Origin of the sequence: Marinobacter sp. CHS3-4 (genome assembly GCF_030053415.1) — a bacterium.
Classification (GTDB): Bacteria; Pseudomonadota; Gammaproteobacteria; order Pseudomonadales; family Oleiphilaceae; genus Marinobacter.
Genome location: NZ_JASGBJ010000001.1, coordinates 1,174,446 through 1,189,073, shown reverse-complemented (window position 1 = coordinate 1,189,073; position 14,628 = coordinate 1,174,446). Strand labels below are relative to the sequence as shown.

Annotated in this window: 18 protein-coding genes; 14 read left to right on the top strand and 4 right to left on the bottom strand. The window is 54.1% G+C overall.

Going from position 1 to position 14,628, the window contains the following annotated elements:
* Nucleotides 1-54: 54 nt before the first annotated feature.
* The 6 genes from QLQ17_RS05490 to QLQ17_RS05465 all read left to right on the top strand — a co-directional run bounded on the left by QLQ17_RS05490 (nt 55) and on the right by QLQ17_RS05465 (nt 4,271).
* Nucleotides 55-720, top strand: coding sequence for an amino acid ABC transporter permease (locus QLQ17_RS05490; protein ID WP_283208536.1), 666 nt, complete (start codon nt 55-57; stop codon nt 718-720).
* Nucleotides 720-1,373, top strand: coding sequence for an amino acid ABC transporter permease (locus QLQ17_RS05485; RefSeq protein WP_283208535.1), 654 nt, complete (start codon nt 720-722; stop codon nt 1,371-1,373). Before QLQ17_RS05490 ends, QLQ17_RS05485 begins: the two co-directional genes overlap by 1 nt.
* Nucleotides 1,370-2,092: an amino acid ABC transporter ATP-binding protein gene (locus QLQ17_RS05480; RefSeq protein ID WP_283208534.1), complete on the top strand. Its 723-nt coding sequence runs from the start codon at nt 1,370-1,372 to the stop codon at nt 2,090-2,092. The genes QLQ17_RS05485 and QLQ17_RS05480 overlap by 4 nt, the downstream gene beginning before the upstream one ends.
* Before the next feature lie 263 nt (nt 2,093-2,355).
* The gene (locus tag QLQ17_RS05475) at nt 2,356-3,549 is read left to right on the top strand and encodes an EAL domain-containing protein (protein WP_283208533.1); all 1,194 of its coding nucleotides are present in this window, start codon (nt 2,356-2,358) and stop codon (nt 3,547-3,549) included.
* A 29-nt stretch (nt 3,550-3,578) separates the two neighbouring features.
* The gene (locus QLQ17_RS05470) at nt 3,579-3,851 is read left to right on the top strand and encodes a CDGSH iron-sulfur domain-containing protein (protein WP_283208532.1); all 273 of its coding nucleotides are present in this window, start codon (nt 3,579-3,581) and stop codon (nt 3,849-3,851) included.
* A gap of 42 nt (nt 3,852-3,893) precedes the next feature.
* Complete coding sequence (locus QLQ17_RS05465) at nt 3,894-4,271, top strand: cupin domain-containing protein (RefSeq protein ID WP_283208531.1); 378 nt, start codon at nt 3,894-3,896, stop codon at nt 4,269-4,271.
* A gap of 8 nt (nt 4,272-4,279) precedes the next feature.
* Here the strand turns inward: QLQ17_RS05465 and QLQ17_RS05460 are convergent, their stop codons facing one another.
* Complete coding sequence (locus QLQ17_RS05460; protein ID WP_283208530.1) at nt 4,280-4,753, bottom strand: universal stress protein; 474 nt, start codon at nt 4,751-4,753, stop codon at nt 4,280-4,282.
* Nucleotides 4,754-6,151 (bottom strand): sodium/proline symporter, encoded by a 1,398-nt coding sequence (locus QLQ17_RS05455; RefSeq protein ID WP_283208529.1) that lies wholly within the window; start codon nt 6,149-6,151, stop codon nt 4,754-4,756. It abuts the gene before it with no gap.
* Nucleotides 6,152-6,276: 125 nt separating this feature from the next.
* Between QLQ17_RS05455 and QLQ17_RS05450 the strand changes: the two genes are divergently transcribed.
* The 6 genes from QLQ17_RS05450 (at nt 6,277) to QLQ17_RS05425 (ending at nt 11,651) form a co-directional block, all read left to right on the top strand.
* Entirely contained in the window at nt 6,277-6,948 is a 672-nt protein-coding gene (locus QLQ17_RS05450) for an ABC transporter ATP-binding protein (RefSeq protein WP_283208528.1), read from the top strand.
* Nucleotides 6,938-9,505: an ABC transporter permease gene (locus QLQ17_RS05445; RefSeq protein WP_283208527.1), complete on the top strand. Its 2,568-nt coding sequence runs from the start codon at nt 6,938-6,940 to the stop codon at nt 9,503-9,505. Before QLQ17_RS05450 ends, QLQ17_RS05445 begins: the two co-directional genes overlap by 11 nt.
* A gap of 229 nt (nt 9,506-9,734) precedes the next feature.
* Complete coding sequence (locus QLQ17_RS05440) at nt 9,735-9,941, top strand: cold-shock protein (protein ID WP_283208526.1); 207 nt, start codon at nt 9,735-9,737, stop codon at nt 9,939-9,941.
* 163 nt (nt 9,942-10,104) lie between these two features.
* Nucleotides 10,105-10,308, top strand: a complete 204-nt coding sequence (locus QLQ17_RS05435; protein ID WP_283208525.1) for a hypothetical protein — start codon at nt 10,105-10,107, stop codon at nt 10,306-10,308.
* Nucleotides 10,309-10,427: 119 nt separating this feature from the next.
* Nucleotides 10,428-11,084, top strand: a complete 657-nt coding sequence (locus QLQ17_RS05430) for a class I SAM-dependent methyltransferase (RefSeq protein WP_283208524.1) — start codon at nt 10,428-10,430, stop codon at nt 11,082-11,084.
* 9 nt (nt 11,085-11,093) lie between these two features.
* Entirely contained in the window at nt 11,094-11,651 is a 558-nt protein-coding gene (locus QLQ17_RS05425) for an NUDIX hydrolase (protein WP_283208523.1), read from the top strand.
* 9 nt (nt 11,652-11,660) lie between these two features.
* On the opposite strand, the gene QLQ17_RS05420 is transcribed toward QLQ17_RS05425, so the two are convergent.
* Complete coding sequence (locus QLQ17_RS05420; RefSeq protein ID WP_283208522.1) at nt 11,661-12,455, bottom strand: helix-turn-helix domain-containing protein; 795 nt, start codon at nt 12,453-12,455, stop codon at nt 11,661-11,663.
* 151 nt (nt 12,456-12,606) lie between these two features.
* Between QLQ17_RS05420 and QLQ17_RS05415 the strand changes: the two genes are divergently transcribed.
* A complete protein-coding gene (locus tag QLQ17_RS05415) occupies nt 12,607-13,014 on the top strand; it encodes a hypothetical protein (protein WP_283208521.1) in 408 nt (135 codons plus the stop codon).
* Between the two features lie 262 nt (nt 13,015-13,276).
* On the top strand, nt 13,277-13,801 hold the full coding sequence (locus tag QLQ17_RS05410; RefSeq protein ID WP_283208520.1) for a hypothetical protein: 525 nt from the start codon (nt 13,277-13,279) through the stop codon (nt 13,799-13,801).
* Nucleotides 13,802-13,855: 54 nt separating this feature from the next.
* On the opposite strand, the gene QLQ17_RS05405 is transcribed toward QLQ17_RS05410, so the two are convergent.
* Nucleotides 13,856-14,485, bottom strand: coding sequence for a hypothetical protein (locus tag QLQ17_RS05405; RefSeq protein ID WP_283208519.1), 630 nt, complete (start codon nt 14,483-14,485; stop codon nt 13,856-13,858).
* Between the last annotated feature and the right edge of the window lie 143 nt (nt 14,486-14,628).

The following is a 14,628-nucleotide window of genomic DNA, read 5'->3' as shown; positions in this document are numbered from 1 at the left end:
CGGCCTGAAAAGGTCGCTGGCCAGTCCTCTCAAACCACTCAAAGTGGCCAAGGTATGGAATACGAATTTCACTGGAACATTGTGCTCCAGAAGATGCCTGAGTTACTGAACGGTGCTTTCGTCACCCTGCACGTCTCTGTGCTCGCCATGCTCCTGGGTGTTGTCATCGCCGTTCTGCTTGCGATCGCCAAGATGAACAACAGCAAACCCTTCTGCTACGTGGCGACCGTTTGGGTCGAAATTGCCAGGAACACACCGGCACTTTTTCAAATCTACATGGCGTATTTCGGCCTGGGAGCCTTTGGCATTCATCTCAGCCCCTACGTTGCCGTCTTAAGCGCCCTGGTATTTATCAATGCGGGTTATCTGACAGAGACCTTCCGGGGTGGGTTCCAGTCCATTCCCAGTACCCAGTACAGCGCGTCCAAGTCTCTGGGCATGACCAGCATTCAAACCTATCGATACGTGATCCTGCCGCAAATGCTCCGGCGCATTTACCATCCGATGACCAACCAGTTTGTCTGGTCCATTCTGATGAGTTCGCTGGGCATCCTGGTGGGCATGAGTGAGCTGTCCGGCACGACCCAGAGGCTTCAGTCACTGTCGTTCCGCACGCTTGAGTTCTTCATAGTGGCGGCTGTCATGTACTTCATCATCACCAAACTGGTGCTGTTCGGTGCATCGCTTCTATCCCGCCGACTGTTCAAGGGGGAAATCTGATGAACTCTCTGTTTACTCCCCTATCCTGGGACGATACCGGTTACATTCTGACTGGCGTCTGGAACACCATCACCATCTCGGTTGTTGCCATCGTCGTGGGCACGTTGCTGGGCATGATCGTCGGCTTTGCGCGGGCGGAAAGCAACAAGGCGGTTAATGTTCTGTTCGGCAGCGTGCTGGACATTCTCAGAAGTGTGCCGCTGATCATTCAGTTGATTCTGTTCTCGACCTTTGTCGGCGCCATCGGTCATCCGATGAACCCGTTCCTTGCAGGCTCAATCGTGCTTTCGCTGTATACCATGGCCTTCATGAGTGAAGTGTTCCGCGGCGGCTTCGAAAGCGTGAGCAAGTCCATGCAAACCGCAGCCCGTTCGCTCGGCATGACCTACTGGCAAACCGTCTATCACATCCGGTTCCCCATTGGTCTGCGCGCAGTTCTGCCGTCGTGGATGGGTGTCGCCCTCAGCGTCATCAAGGATTCTGCCCTGGTTTCCGTGATCGGCTATATGGAATTGCTGCGCACTTCCGAACAGCTGATTTCCCGAACCCAGCAACCGCTCGAAATTCTGATCGGTGTCGGCATCTTCTACTTCATTATTTCTTACCCGCTCTCGCACTACGGGCGGTATCTCGAAAGGAAAATGGCAATATGATTAGCGTCCAGAATGTCCATAAATCCTTTGGTGACCTTGAGGTACTGAAAGGCGTCAGTCTGGATGTCCCCAATGGCGAGGTCGTCAGTGTCATCGGCGGATCTGGCAGCGGTAAATCAACGCTGCTGTATTGCATCAACGCCATCGAGACGATCAATTCAGGCAAGATCCTGGTCAACGATATTGACGTTCACAGCAAAGACACGAACAAAGACAAACTGCGTCAGAAACTGGGCATGGTGTTTCAGCAATTCAACGCTTTCCCGCACATGACCGTGCTGGAAAACGCGGCTCTTGCCCCGCGCATCGTCAAAAAGATGAGCAAAGACGAGGCGATGGAAATTGCCAAGAAGGAACTGAAACACGTTGGTCTTGGTGACAAATTCGACGTTTATCCGACGAGAATGTCCGGCGGTCAGCAGCAGCGTTTGGCCATTGCCCGCGCCCTGGCCATGAAGCCGGATTTTATGCTTCTAGACGAGGTGACGTCCGCGCTTGACCCGGAGCTGGTCGGCGAGGTTCTGGAAACGCTGCGCCTGTTGGCCGAAGAAGGCATGACCATGATCTGTGTCACCCATGAAATGGGCTTTGCGCGGGATGTATCTGATCGTGTGGCTTATTTCCATCAGGGTGTAATCGCAGAAATTGGCGAAGCGAAACAGGTCATTAATGACCCCCAGAATGAATTGACTCAGAAATTCCTCTCAAAGGTTCGCTAACAGGGACCGCGTTGGTTGCTTTGGCAACACGCTTCCAATGCCTTTCACGGCGACAGAAGGTGCCCCAGGGATCGGGGCACCGCCTTGATTCGCAGAAGCTTCTACTACGACTATCCATCGAACACCGAATTCGAGCTCGGATTCGAAACCTTCTCTTCTGACCGCGGCTCGCAAGCCCGGCCTCGTTCCCTGACCTATACTTGAAATCAGCGATCCGGAGCGGCATTCGTCAACGCAAAGGCTTATGAAAGGTCGGGGGTATCGTGCAGAAAAAAACACAGCTGCCAAGGCGCTTCTTCCGTGCAGGGGATGTCATTTTCAAGGAAGGTGAAGCCAGCCAATCGGCATTTCTCATTGAATCTGGCCAGGTCGAAATATTCACCGTCCAGGACGGCAAGCACGAAACGCTGAACCATCTGGCCGATGGGCATGTATTCGGCGAGCTGTCTGTTCTGGACGACAATATTCGATCCGCTTCTGCCAAAGCCGTCACCGACACGCTGGTCACAATGATCAGTAAAGACCAGATTCGCGCAAGACTCAGCTCTGCCGACCCTGTGCTGCGGCTTTTTTTTGATGCCCTGATGGGGCATTTCCGAACGGAGGTTGGTCATCGCCAGGATCGGCAACTACCCGATCAGCCCAAAGCCGCCCAACCGTCCAAGGAACTGGCCGATCTGGTCAGAATGGAAAGCGAGTTAGCCCTTGCGATAGAGAACCAGCAGCTCTATCTGAATTTCCAGCCAATCGTGGAACTGGAGTCTGGCCACACAGACGCCGCAGAGGTTTTGATTCGGTGGGAAAGCCCGGAACGCGGAAATGTTTCGCCCGGTGTCTTTATGGAGCTGGCGGAAGTCACCGAACTGGTCGTGCCAATCACCTACTGGTGTATTGAGAACGGACTGAAAAGCCTGCAAAAACTGGATGCCCAAGCCCACACACCGATTCGATTGAGTTTTAACATCGACAACCGACTGATTGCAGACGAGTCATTTTTGCCCTGGCTGGTTGACCAGTGCCAAAAGCACGCCATTTCCACATCGCGGGTCAAGCTAGAAATACTGGAACGCAGCCTGGTCGGCGACCACGCCATAGAGTGGATCGAGCGGTGCCGCGAGAACGGCTTCCCCATGGTTCTTGATGATTTCGGAACCGGTTACGCCAGCCTGGCCTATTTGAACAAGTTCAGTTTCGATACCTTGAAACTCGATCAATCATTTGTTCGCCAGATACTCCATAGCCGCTCTGCCCTGAATCTATGCCGCAGCATCGTCATGCTGGCCGAAATGCAAGGCCTGGACATCATTGCAGAGGGAATGGAATCAGAACTTGAGGCCAATCTGTTGCGCGGAATGGGCTGTAATTTTGGTCAAGGCTATTTTTACTCCAGGCCGCTATCTTTTGAACAGTTGCAGAAATACCTTGCTGGCCAATCCGCATCCTCCGTCAACACGTAGCTTTGTACACGACAATAAGGAGAGAGACTATGAGCAGCCCAGTTATTGCGGACAACAAACCCGTAAAAGTGACCCTGGAGCAAGGCAAGAAATACATGTTTTGCGCCTGTGGACGCTCCGGCAATCAGCCCTTTTGTGACGGTTCCCATTCCGGCACAGGCATTACACCGAAGCCATTTGTGGCCGAAGACGATGGCCACGCGTTCCTGTGTCAGTGCAAGCACACTAACGACGCGCCCTTCTGTGACGGTACCCACTCAAAGTTCGAAAAGGATCAGGTAGGCACAGAAGTACCCGGCTAACGCAGACAACGTCTCATCTATGCCGACATTGGAGAATGTAGTATGAAGGAAACGCGAAGAACGACGCTCCCCATTGTTGAACTGGCCAGACAAAACGACGAATTCCGCCAGGTTCTCTGGACCGGCGACAACACTCAGCTAGTTCTAATGGCCATTCCGGAAGGCGGCGAAATCGGCGGTGAAGTCCACGAAGGTCACGACCAGTTGTTGTACTTTGTCGAAGGAGAAGGCGAAGCCACCATTGGCGAAGTCATCGCGCCGGTAAAAGCTGGCGATGTGAGCATCGTGCCATCCGGTACTTTCCACAACTTCCGCAACATCGGAAGTGGCATGCTCAAGCTGTACACCACTTACTGTCCCCCAGAGCATGCGCCAGGGACAGAGCACGAAACCAAGAAAGTTGCGGATGCCGACGAGTAGGCCCCGAGTCAGGCATAGGGCATGATCACCAGCGGCCTTGTTGTGTGGCGGGTCAGATAATCGGCCACGCTGCCAACAAGTACCCGCTGCCAAGGTTTCTGTCGACGGCGCTGAAGGATGATCAGGTCGACATCGTCCTGATCTGCAACCTCTGTGATCACAACGCCTGTCTGCTTCCCACGCTCCACACGCCCTTCAACCTCATACCCCATCGATTCAAGTTTCTGGGTAATTTCTGCGAGATGCCTCTTCAATTCCACTTCCCGCGCGGCGACCTGACGCCCAAGCTGCTTGGGCGGAACCAGTTGCTTGCGAAACAGAATCAGGCTTTCTTCGGGCACCTCACACACCAATAGCACCAGCAGAGAGAACCTGTCGGGACTCACCAATTTTCCGGCGGGATCGAGCTGCTCGATTGGCCGCAAGGGATCGACGGCGAAGAGAGCTTTCAGCTTCTGATCCTGGGGGTCAGTGGATGTCATTTATGCCTCCTTGGGATAGAAAAGCCGCATCAGGAAATAGACGCCGAAAGACACTGCCAGCGCAGGCATGAGTTCATACATGGCCTCGGAATAGCCAAGTGCCTGCCAGGTGATAAGAGTGACGAAACCCGCCAGCATCATGAGCAACGCAGTCGGTCGGGTCAGCCGCACTTTCAGGACTCGCAGAACGATGACCGGGCCAAGTGTGCCGCCGAGCGCAGACCAGGCAAACACCACCAGAGTAAACACATTTGCAGGCGCGCTCAGTGCGACCACCAGCACCACCAACGTAATGCCCAGGGTGCCGATTTTGGTTCGGACATAGGACTGCCCGAATCGGGGAATAAGATCCTGGCTGATCGCAGCCGAGCACGACAGCAACATGGAATCAGCGGTTGAAAGAGTGGCGGCAAAAATAGCGGCGAGAACCATACCGGTCAGCACCTCCGGCAAATAGACCTGCGCCATGGTGGGCAGCGTCAGCTCCGGATCCACCAGATCACCCGCCAGCATCGATCGAGCGTATAACCCGATGATTACTGTCATCAACGCGAAAGGAATATACCAGGCAAAATACACTCTCCGCGCCGCCGGAACGTCTTCCGGACTGCGCAGCGCAATGGTTCGTACCAGAATGTGGGGCTGCCCAATGGCACCGATACCCGCCGCAACCCAGCCCAGAACGAAGGCGGCCGTTCCGAAAGCCAGGTGGTCGGGAGTCCAGTCCAGAAGCTTCGGATCAATGGCATAAAGCTGATCAGCAAGGGTCCAGGGCATGCCTGCATTGAGAATTGCCGCGATGCACAGCACCACCATGCCAAACAACATCACGAACGATTGCGCCACGTCTGTCCAGATAGAAGCCCGCAATCCACCGGCAAACGAATACAAAACCACGACCACCGCGCCCAGAACCGCTCCCAGCCAAACCGGCCAGTCGAACATCACATGCAGTGCTTTACTGCCAGCCTTTAACTGAGCGGCAGCGTATACCGATAGAAACAGCAACGTCAGAACCGCTGACACAATCCGCAAAGGACTGGACTCAAGCGCAGGGTTCTGAGAAGTCAGTGCCGGTATGGTATTGACCGGATGTTTCTCCGAATATTCTCTCAGGCGGCGGTGGAAACCCTGCCAGACGAACCAATCCCCCACCAGCCAGCCAAAAGCCACCCAAAAGGCCGACACCCCGGCCACCCAGGTGTAGCCAACCAAACCGATGAACATATAACCGGAATTGTTGGTTGCCACCGATGACAAGCCGATGATCCAGGCTGGCGTATTGTAGCCCGCTGTTAAATAGTCGTTCACGTCATCGTGTTTTTTCCGAATCGAAGAAATGCCGATAATCAGAAAAATACAGAGAACACTGATAAAACTGATTGCGGTGACACCCATAAATGAATCAACACTCCGCTGTTTATTCGTTTAAGGTAAAAGTTCCGAGTCGGCTCAATGTCTGATAGGCCAGTTCGACTGACGATTCGTACCTGCTCACTCAAGCTTCTCTTATAGGTATTCCTGTGTCCACCAGCGTACAGATTAGCAACATTCAATTGAGCTACCCGACTGACTCGGGTGAAGTATCAGTGCTTAAAAATGCTTCGTTGAAAGTTCCGCCCGGGGATACATTGGCGATCACCGGGCCATCTGGCAGCGGTAAAACCTCGTTACTATTGCTGTTATCGGGCCTTCAACGCCCGACCGGCGGGGACATCCTGGTGGGGGATCAAAGCCTGAGTGACATGGACGCCAACACCCTGGCGGACTGGCGCAGCAAACACCTGGGGATTATTTTCCAGTCATTTCACCTGCTGCCGGGATTGACGGCTTTGGGGAACGTCAGCCTGCCACTGGAGATTGCCGGCCAGCCCAGAGCACGGGAACAGGCGCTGTCCATGCTGGAGTCCGTAGGCCTTGGCCACCGAGTTCAGCATTATCCCGAACAGCTGTCAGGCGGAGAGCAACAGCGCGTTGCCATCGCTAGGGCGCTGGTTCACAAACCCAGCCTGCTGCTGGGCGATGAACCCACCGGGAATCTGGATCAGGAAACCGGCGAGAAAGTACTGTCGCTGTTGTTCGACCTGCACGAAAAAATCAACGCCACACTGGTCCTGGTGACCCACGACGAGCGGGTTGCCAAAAGGTGCCAGCATCGCGTGCGGATGGATGGTGGTCGTCTGTATGAAGACTGAGGGCTCCACTAGCCCATTCTGGATGTTCAGATTTGCGATATCTGATCTGCGGTCGCGTATCTCTGCTCTCAAGGTTTTCCTTGCCTGCCTGATTCTGGGTGTCACCCTGGTAGCCGCCACTGCCAGTCTGTATCGGGTAATCGAACAGAACCTGCTGGCAGACACCCGCGCCATACTCGGCGGCGATGTAGAGCTGGATGCGAACGAGCCACTACCCGATGACGTGGTCACGTGGATTGAGCGCACCGGCCACCTATCACTGGTTCGCGAGTTCGACACGATCGTCAGCAGTGAAAGCGGCGACGGCTTTTTCAGAGCCGAAATACTGGTGCCGGATTCCGCTTATCCACTTTACGGCAAGCTTCAACTGTCACCCAACGAATCCCTGGCCAAACTGACCGCCAGGCAGGACAACCTCTGGGGCGCGGTGATTGACCCACTGCTGGCAGAGCGTTTAGAGCAATCGGTTGGCGATCAACTACAGATCGGCGCCGCCACCTTCCGTATCAGTGGCCTGATTAAGAAGCAGCCAGATCGGCGGTTGAATGCCAACTGGCGTGGGCTGCCGATCATGATTTCGCCGCAAGCGGTCGAAGCCACAGAACTGATCCGCCCCGGCAGCCGGGTGGATTACGAATATCGGGTACAAACTGACCAGAATCTGGAAGCCTGGCTGGAAGAATTCGAGCAGGCGTTCCCCGAGACGCGCTGGGACATCACCACCTTTGCAGAACGCAGCGAGCGCATCGCCGAGAGGCTGGATCAGATCGCCACGGCACTCATCCTGATCGCCTTCACCACGCTGTTCATCGGTGGCCTGGGCGTGGCCAACAGCATTCACGCCTATCTGGATGAAAAATTGGGCACCATTGCCACTCTTCAAACCCTTGGGCTCCGTCGCCAGCCACTTGTGGCCATCTATCTTCTGCAAATCGGCCTTATGGGCAGCATTGCTGGCCTGGTGGGTGGCGCAATCGGCCTGGGGCTTTCGGTCATTGCCATCAACGTTGCCGGTGATGCCTTTGCGCTCGCAGGCCCCGAAAGCTCAGGGGCCTGGGTGTCCCTGTGGTTAATACCGCTGTTTCTCAGCTGGCTGTTTGCCGTGCTGACCGCCTATGTGTTCGCGCTGCCGGCCCTGGCCAAAGCCCTGGCCGCCTCGCCCGCCGGGCTTTTCCGGGGCCAGGTTCAGGCCGCCAGCCACGAACCCCGCAAATGGCGCATTGCCAGCAATCTGTTGCTGGCCGTCTACATCAGCGCCACTTTGTTCTGGCTACCCTCACCGGTGATCGGCTTTCTGTTTTTGTTAGCGGTCATTGTTCTCTGGGTACTCCTGGAATTGCTCATTAAAGGCATTCGCCGAGGGGCCAAGAAGCTGGAAAACGGAGGCTTTGCCGACCGAAGCTTTGCCCGCCGACTGGCCCTTGCGAACCTTCACCGACCGGATTCCCCGCTTCGGGCAACCCTGCTGTCACTGGGCACCGCGCTCACCCTGGTCGTTGCCTGCACACTGATCGTTACCACCCTGCTGCGGGCGCTGGAAACCACCATACCGGCCGAATCACCGGCACTGATTCTTTACGACGTTTTCCCAGACCAGAGGAAACAGGTGGAATCCGGCCTGAAAGACCTGGACAGCGCCAGCAAAACAGAACTTCTGCCCCTCGTCCGCGCCCGGCTGGCAAGGATCAATGGCACTCGCATTGCCGAAGTATTGGCCAATGACGCCAAAGCCCGACGCGAAGCCATGGGCGACGAATACAAACTCAGCTATCTGTCCGGCAACCCGGAAGGACTGGAACTGGTCCAGGGCAATTGGTGGAACCAGCCAGCTGACGATGGCCAACCCGTCTTTATGGCGATGGAAGACCGCGAAGCGAACGAGTTGGGGCTCACCGTCGGCGACCAGGTTCAGTTCACCGCGCAAGACCAGCCGATCACCGCGGAAATCAAAGCCATTTACCGCCAGAAAGGGCTTCAGACACGGTTCTGGTTCGAAGGCATCCTTCAGGACGGCTCGCTGGATGAGCTGATTGGTCGTTACGTTGGCGCCGTTTATCAAACAGATACCTCCGCCAAACAATCACAGCAGTGGATCGCTCAGAACACGCCCAATGTCATCACCTTGCGTACCGCCGACTGGCTGGAAACCGCTGGCAGCCTGCTGAACAAGGCTGCTGCAGGCCTGGCTGCGGTAGCGTCTGTCAGCCTGATGGCCAGCCTGCTGGTGTTATCCAGCGTGGTGAGTGTCAGCCGTCGACGGCAGCTTTATGAAGCGAACCTGCTTCATTGCCTGGGTGCCAGACATCAGGCGATACGGCAATCCATGTTGCTGGAAACCGGGCTGCTTACCCTTCTGGCAACCGTATTTGCGACAGCACTCGGAGCGCTGATCGCCCTGCCCGTAGCGGAAATGGCATTGAAGCTACCCGCTGCGGATCTCTGGTGGATTGGCGCGCTGGTCGCCGGAATCGTCAGCTCCCTGGCCTTGCTTGGCGGCCTTTTACCCACACTGAACGCATTGAGGCTTAATCCGGCCGTATTGCTCAGAGAGGCCTGAGCCGCCTATTTTTGAAAATAGTTGAATCTTTCCTATGCAGGGGCTCTTAAGTAGCGTACTGTTCTTCGCGTTGGAAAGATTTAGCAAAGCATTTCACGAATAAGACCTTTAGCGTTGTAAAACCTGTTGTCCTGTTTTTGATCCTGCACGTTTTTTCCCGCACACCGCTGACCCAAGATCACAAAGATCTTCCGGCAGCATCTAATTGATTAATATCAGGATATTTATTATGTCTACAGTTACCGGCAACGTTAAGTTCTTCAACGAAGCAAAAGGTTTTGGTTTTATCACTCGTGAAGGCGGTGCGGACGTATTCGTTCACTACAGCGCTATTCAAGGCGGCGGATTCAAGACACTGGCCGAAGGCCAGCAAGTTGAGTTCACCGTAACTGAAGGCCAGAAAGGCCCTCAGGCAGAGAACGTTATTGGCCTGTAAATAACAGCCAAAACGTTTGATAGAAAAGGCAGCCTTCGGGCTGCCTTTTTTCGTTTAGTAGTCTGCACTTTCCAAAACCTGCACCCTCTTCACAGTGTCGTTCCTCAGATTCCGACTATTCTGACATACAGAATTAACCACACTGACCGCAGGACCGAACGGCATGGAAACCGCTGAACTATTCCTGGCGCTGATTTTTGGCAGCATTGGATTCGGCTATTTTATGTACGGGCGAAGAAAACAGAACATCGTTGCCCGCTACTGCGGTATAGCGATGCTCTTATACCCCTACCTGGCGAGCAGCGTCTGGGAAATGCTGGCAGTCGGCATTGGGTTAATGCTGGTACCCAGGTTTATAGAGCTGTGACCTGCGACAAAAAATTTACAGACGTTTTGTTTTTTTGAGCGACCACGCAACGAGCCAAGCAACAAAACAGTGCTATCGTTCTGCCCTTCAAAACGCATCAGATAAGGAATGGCAGCAGGATGAGTAAGGACAAGTATTGGTTAATGGGTCCGGTTTACGATGCGTTAAGCTGGGTCTTTGCAGGTAACTCCATCTACAAATGTAAATGCAGCATGCTGAAAAAGCCCTGGCTGAAACCGGGTGACAAGGTGCTGTTTGCTGGCGTCGGGCATGGTAAGGAAGCCATCTACGCAGCGGAACAGGGTGCCAGGGTGACCGTCGTGGACCTGTCCGAAGCAATGCTTAAAAAATTCCGTGAGGCCGTTGAACGAACCGGCAAAGACCTGGACATTCGCATCATCCACGCCGACATTTTCAAAGTCGAAGAGTTCGGCGAATACGACATGGTTACCGGCAATTTCTTCTTCAACCTGTTTCCACGCAACATGGTGCCAACTCTGCTGGAACACCTGATCAAGCTGACGCGGGTAAACGGCCATGTGGTCATCAGCGATTTCGCCTATCCCCAGGGAAATCCTCTGGCCAAGCTCTTCAAACAAGCCTACTGGTACACCGCCATTCTGATCTTCTGGGCCACCACGGGGGCGGAGATACACCCGGTCTACGACTATCAGCGGTACATGGAAGAGGCTGGATTGAAGATGCGAGAAATAAAACACACGCCCTTCCTGGGCATTGATGCGTACACCTCCATGTTGGGAGAACGCGTCGCCTGAGCATTCTCGATGATTAAATTCCGCCCCCGTAAGATACCTTTTCGACGCCGCCTGACCCGCGCCTCTGTCGCTCTTATATATCGACAGTCTGATAGCGGTGACATCGAGATTCTGTTCATCCAGCGCGCTCGCCGCGAAGGTGACCCGTGGTCCGGGGACATGGCCTTCCCTGGCGGGCGAATTCAATCTAACGATGCTAACCCAAGAGCCGCCGCCGAGCGGGAAACGCTCGAAGAGACCGGCATCAATCTGGCTCGCGATGGCGTATTCAAAACCCGGCTATCCGATCTCATTACCAGACATCACAGCCGCTGGCGACCCATGGTGGTTACACCCTATGTCTACGAGTGGAACGGTAGCCAGCCCGAAACGCTGAATCATGAAGTGGAACAAACGGTATGGATTTCAGGCGACTACCTTGCCTCACCTGAAAACCAGAGCACACTGCCGTTCCGTACGCCGCTGGGCACTCTGAACCTGCCCTGTTGCCGATACCAGGGTTACTGTATCTGGGGGCTCAGCTACAGCATGTTGCAGGAACTGCTTCTCAACAGTAAGCCAGATTAGACATTGGCTTCAGCTAACGGCTTGAGGTTTCCAATATGCCTTGCTGACCTCATCCATCGGAAAGAAGTGTTCAATCCGCAGATTCTGCGCGGTGACGTCCAGTGGTGTGCCAATGGTTGCGATGGTGGAGAAGATTCGAAGCTGTTTATCCCCCAGGTTTAGCGTGAAGGGAATGGCCGGATAGTCCAGATGCTCCACAACGTGGCTTTTCCATTTTTGCGGCACGCCCGGGATGGTCAGCGCCTGGTCCAGCAATCGGTTGGGTTGATCCCTGAACGGTCCAGCGAGATGCTCGTGGTAGACCCGCTGCAGCATGTGACAGGCAATGTTTTCCCAATCGCCTACAAAGGGCTTCATCCCCCTCTCATTCAGCAGCGACAGTAAAAAATTTGGCCGGGCCGGAAACTCGGCACCCAGCTGCACCATTCTCGCCATCATCTCCTGCATCGCCTCGTTGGCCATCACCAAATAGTATTCGTGGTCAAACACCACAGCCGGGTATGGCAAGTGCGACTCCAATAGGTGCTCTATTGCCTCCTTGATCATGGCCATGCCGGGTGCGGTCAAATCCTGGTCACTGAAAACCTGGCTGTAACCCGCTGCAGACAACAGTCGGTTGGTCGCCGCCAGATCCGTTTTCAGCATCTGCGCCAGATGCAAAACCATGCCTTTACTGGGTTTGCTACGTCCGGTTTCCAGAAAGCTGATGTGTTTGGCTGATACTTCGCATTCGAGGGCGAAATCCATCTGGCTCAGGCGTTTGCCCTGCCGCATTTCCCGAAAAAGCGTACCGAAGGCGCTCATTGAATTTCCTGTGACTTTTCAAGTATCCGACGATTATCGTCCTTGAGGGTAGGTCTCACCATTACCTTACAGGTAATTGAGTCTATCACCGCCCGGGTAGAAGCTTTGTAGCGTAGTCAACCACATTGCGAAACCCGATTGAGGTGATTCTATGAAAAATTTCGTTCGTCAATTCAGCGTAAAACAAATCGTCCTGAGTGACGTTTTCCTGTCCACTCCCCTGGCATTAGCACTGGTGATCGCCGCCGATCCCATCGCCCAGTTGGCCGGAGGCCCAAGCGCAACATTCTACATGGTCGTGGGTATTGTGATGCTGCTCTGGTGCGTCGATATGACTGTCATGGCCATGAACGAACCCTTGATGCGGAAGTTCTTCAACCTGATGATTGCCGTAGACGTGATGTGGAGTCTTGCGTCGCTTGGTTTGATGCTGTGGTTTGCAGAAAGCCTGCAGGCGCTCGGCTGGGCACTGTTTGCTCTGAACATCCTGGTTCCCCTCGACATGGCGTGGATGAAGCGCACTGCGGGAGGCGCGAATTTTAAGCCCCAGCTCAGCTAATCCTTCAAAGGAAGGCACTTTCACAATCTCAGGGCCGCCCGTTGGCGGCCCTTGGCACAACTGAATAACCAGTTGTAGCTGTACCCCACCAACACCGCATCCACGCTGTCACTTTGCTCTCCTATAGCATATACCTCGCGCCGTAACTGCGGTTAGTCTATGATTGCTCGGTTGCAGAAATGATGGAAGATGAAGGCAACACACTAAATATACAAACGTTTTTAAGGAAGCTACTGTGCAAAATGTAAGGATTACGGTTGTCTTGGCCGCGCTCGTTTACCTCTCTGGTTGCGCCTCCGGTGCAAAAATGGAGAACATGGTTTACGACAATCAGGCGATGGAATTCGCCCCAGGCTTGGAGAACAATATGGGCGTATCAAACGTCACTGGCGGTGAAGAAACTAACCCGGCATGGACATCAGAAATCGACAACGACGCCTTTACCGGTGCGCTGAAAGAGAGTCTTCTCAAGCAAGGGTTGCTTTCTGGAACGGGGCGCTACCAGCTTGAAGCCATCATGCTAAAAGTGGATCAACCACTGTTCGGGCTAGACTTTGAAGTTACCACGCATGTCAAATACATACTCACCGATAGCCAGAACGATGGTGATGTTGTACTTAATGAAACGATTGCCGCACCTTACACAGCGACTGTTAGCGATGCTTTTGCTGGAATAACACGCCTGAGACTGGCCAATGAAGGCTCGGGGAAAGCTAATATAGAAGGACTTCTGAAAAAGCTCTCCGAACTGAAGATTGATTCAGCTCAAATTTCAATGGCCGAGTGACGGCTTTTGAAAGAAACTCAAGGCCGCCATTCGGCGGCCCTTGTCAAAACACAATCACCAGTTGTAGCTGTACCCCACAAATACCGCATCAACGCTGTCACTGGTCTCGTAGTCCAGAGCAAACCGGTGATTCTCGGTAGCCCAAATCGCGCCACCAAGAGCAATGGTGGATTCGGAATCTTCTTCATTCACGTCCGAAAACCCAACGTTGACTTCCAGCTTGTCCGGCGCAACCCAGATCCGCGATGCCAGACCATAAGCTACGACGCTGTCGTCCTCCGACGCGCATATGCCATCCGCACAGAACTCTGTTTCAACCCTGACGAAACCTACCCTTGGCACGAGATCCACCCGGTCAGCAATGGGTATGGGAAAGAACAGATTCAGACTTAACGAGGAATTTGTGATCTCTGTGCGGTTGCCCGAGTTGGCATATGCGGCTGAACTACCTCCAATCGCGAAATTATTCGCCAGCTGAACGGTGCCCGTTATGGCCGCTGCACCAAACTCTTCGTAAACTTCCCCGAGAAAAACGAGCTCCTGCTCGGGAGTCACTTTGCCTAACTGAATACCCAGCGAACTGTAGGTGAAGTTGCTTTGACTGGAGCTACCGCTGGCATCCTGCGCCTGGACAGGTGTTGTGGCCAATGCCATAGCAACAGCTGGCAAAATTATCTTGTTCATATCATCCTCGTTGTTTGTGTGACTTCCTGGAGGGCAGCACATTACCCTTCTTGTCGCGCTCTTAATACAATGGCCGTCACTTTTTCCCCGGTTTTAACATTTTTTGATCCAGCCACCGGGCCAACAGATCAGTCACCACAAGA

What these genes read in the sequence shown, in the direction of transcription:
- QLQ17_RS05490 (WP_283208536.1), top strand. Translation starts at nt 55, where the DNA reads ATGGAATACGAATTTCACTGGAACATTGTGCTCCAGAAGATGCCTGAG.
- QLQ17_RS05485 (WP_283208535.1), top strand. Translation starts at nt 720, where the DNA reads ATGAACTCTCTGTTTACTCCCCTATCCTGGGACGATACCGGTTACATT.
- QLQ17_RS05480 (WP_283208534.1), top strand. Translation starts at nt 1,370, where the DNA reads ATGATTAGCGTCCAGAATGTCCATAAATCCTTTGGTGACCTTGAGGTA.
- QLQ17_RS05470 (WP_283208532.1), top strand. Translation starts at nt 3,579, where the DNA reads ATGAGCAGCCCAGTTATTGCGGACAACAAACCCGTAAAAGTGACCCTG.
- QLQ17_RS05465 (WP_283208531.1), top strand. Translation starts at nt 3,894, where the DNA reads ATGAAGGAAACGCGAAGAACGACGCTCCCCATTGTTGAACTGGCCAGA.
- QLQ17_RS05460 (WP_283208530.1), bottom strand. Translation starts at nt 4,753, where the DNA reads ATGACATCCACTGACCCCCAGGATCAGAAGCTGAAAGCTCTCTTCGCC.
- QLQ17_RS05455 (WP_283208529.1), bottom strand. Translation starts at nt 6,151, where the DNA reads ATGGGTGTCACCGCAATCAGTTTTATCAGTGTTCTCTGTATTTTTCTG.
- QLQ17_RS05445 (WP_283208527.1), top strand. Translation starts at nt 6,938, where the DNA reads ATGAAGACTGAGGGCTCCACTAGCCCATTCTGGATGTTCAGATTTGCG.
- QLQ17_RS05440 (WP_283208526.1), top strand. Translation starts at nt 9,735, where the DNA reads ATGTCTACAGTTACCGGCAACGTTAAGTTCTTCAACGAAGCAAAAGGT.
- QLQ17_RS05435 (WP_283208525.1), top strand. Translation starts at nt 10,105, where the DNA reads ATGGAAACCGCTGAACTATTCCTGGCGCTGATTTTTGGCAGCATTGGA.
- QLQ17_RS05430 (WP_283208524.1), top strand. Translation starts at nt 10,428, where the DNA reads ATGAGTAAGGACAAGTATTGGTTAATGGGTCCGGTTTACGATGCGTTA.
- QLQ17_RS05425 (WP_283208523.1), top strand. Translation starts at nt 11,094, where the DNA reads ATGATTAAATTCCGCCCCCGTAAGATACCTTTTCGACGCCGCCTGACC.
- QLQ17_RS05420 (WP_283208522.1), bottom strand. Translation starts at nt 12,455, where the DNA reads ATGAGCGCCTTCGGTACGCTTTTTCGGGAAATGCGGCAGGGCAAACGC.
- QLQ17_RS05415 (WP_283208521.1), top strand. Translation starts at nt 12,607, where the DNA reads ATGAAAAATTTCGTTCGTCAATTCAGCGTAAAACAAATCGTCCTGAGT.
- QLQ17_RS05405 (WP_283208519.1), bottom strand. Translation starts at nt 14,485, where the DNA reads ATGAACAAGATAATTTTGCCAGCTGTTGCTATGGCATTGGCCACAACA.